The organism is Dietzia maris (genome assembly GCF_014144855.1).
GTDB classification, from domain to species: domain Bacteria; phylum Actinomycetota; class Actinomycetes; order Mycobacteriales; family Mycobacteriaceae; genus Dietzia; species Dietzia kunjamensis.
In genome coordinates, this window is the sequence record NZ_JAALDN010000332.1 from 1 (window position 1) to 1,812 (window position 1,812).

Annotated in this window: 1 protein-coding gene; it reads right to left on the bottom strand. The window is 71.6% G+C overall.

Features of this window, described 5'->3' with window-relative positions; genetic code table 11:
* A partial coding sequence (locus G6024_RS11245) for an alkaline phosphatase D family protein (protein ID WP_182640367.1) occupies nucleotides 1–1,694 on the bottom strand: 1,694 nt, incomplete at its 3' end.
* Between the last annotated feature and the right edge of the window lie 118 nt (nucleotides 1,695–1,812).

Here is a 1,812-nt window from a genome sequence, read left to right on the forward strand (position 1 = left end):
GGCAACAGGGTGAGGGCCTTGCCCAGTCCGCGCGCGGGCCACTCGACGGTGGCGTGATCGACCTGCACCGTGGCGCGGCGGCCGCGCAGTACGAGGGTCATCACCCCGTTGTCGAACCAGAGTCCGTCGGTGACCCGCCACCGCGCCTCGGGCTCCCGCACCCCCACCGCCCGGGCCAGCCGTCGCGTCAGGGCGGGCACGGGCTCCCGGACCGACAGACGGTTCACCGCCCGGATCGACTTCTGTAGAGGATTGCGGAACGGCGACATCACCAGCTGATGGACGCGGGTCGGCGAGTCCGCCACCCGCTCCGCGGTGAGGTCGATTTCCTCCAGGTAGGAGCAGTGCACGTCGCCGCCCAGCAGGAGGATCGACGCGGGCGCGGGCCCGTGATCGCCCGCGGCCACCTCGGTGAGCAGACCCACCAGATCGTCGAAGCTGTTCCGGAACGCCGCCCAGTGCTCGAGGTCCACGGCCAGGCGGATCCACTCGCCGACCCGCGCGGTGGCCGGCTTGCCGGGCCGGTCCCGGGACACCGCCTCGTTCCAGCCCTCGAGGTTGTGCAGGGCCGGCAGCATGAACGCCGGGAGGGACGAGCCGATCACCAGGTGGTCCACGTCCGCGTCCAGGCAGGACTCGCGCGTCCACTGCCATTCATTGGCGTCCATGACCCGCCGGTCCTGCGGGTCCAGATGCCGCGACGCCCGCACGTCGAGCATCACCACCCGCACCCGACCGAAGTCACGCTTGAAGCTCCACTGCTCGGTGCGGCGCTCGGAATCGGTGGACAGCGCGAAGTCGTCCAGCAGCGACTCCCTCTCCGCGTCCGAACCGGCGGACCGCAACGCCCGGTACATCTCGTTTCGCTCCAGCTCGTCGGGGGCGAGATTGCCCAGGTGCTGATAGACGAAGTAGCTGCCGAACGCGCCGATCACCCGGTCGCTCCACCACGGCTGGGCGGTCATCTCGCGACGCCACGCGTGGGAGGAGTTCCAGTCGTCGCGCAGGTCGTGGTCATCGAGAATCATGCAGCTCGGCACCGTCGATAGCAACCAGCGCACATCCGCGTCACGCCACGACTCGTGGTACAGCCAGGAGTACTCCTCGAAATCGCAGATCTCGTCGGAGACGTCGCGGTCTCCCCCGGCGCCGGCAGAGTCCCGCACCGACTGCGGGCCACCGCCCGCGCGCCGACGCTCGGCCAGCCGCTCGGAGATCTCCCGGCTGGGGATGTCGGCGTACACCTGGTCGCCGAGCAGGAGCATCGCGTCCGGCCACTCCTCCTGCGGGGAGTGCGCCATGCGGTGCGCCAGGGCGACCAGTGCGTCGGCACCGATCCTGCGCAGCGCCACCGGGGTCTGGCTCTCCCCACGCCGGCACGACCCGAACGCCAGCCGCACCGTGTCGTCGGCGCGAGGCGTGCGGATCACGCTGGGCCGACCCGGGTCGACGGGCCAGGCGAGCCGGTCATCGAGCGACACCTCGTACGGCGTCATCTCGCCCTCGGGCAGCCGGCACAGGTGCAGTACCGCGAAGTGGTGGCCGTGCACGCCCCACGAACGCTCGGTGACCACCTCGTCGCCGGCACGGATGGTCACCTCGCACGGCGCCGACACCTCCACCCACACCGTGGCGTCGGTGCTGTCGACGTAGCGCAGCATCGGGCCGACGAGGATCTCCGGGGGCAGGGTCATGCGTTCCAGTGTGCACCCGCGGGGCGGTGCGGCGCGCAGATCCAACCCGTCAGGTCGGGTGGACCCGGTGAACCGGGGCGGGGCCGGGGTCGGACCGGGGCGGGGCCGGGGCGGGACC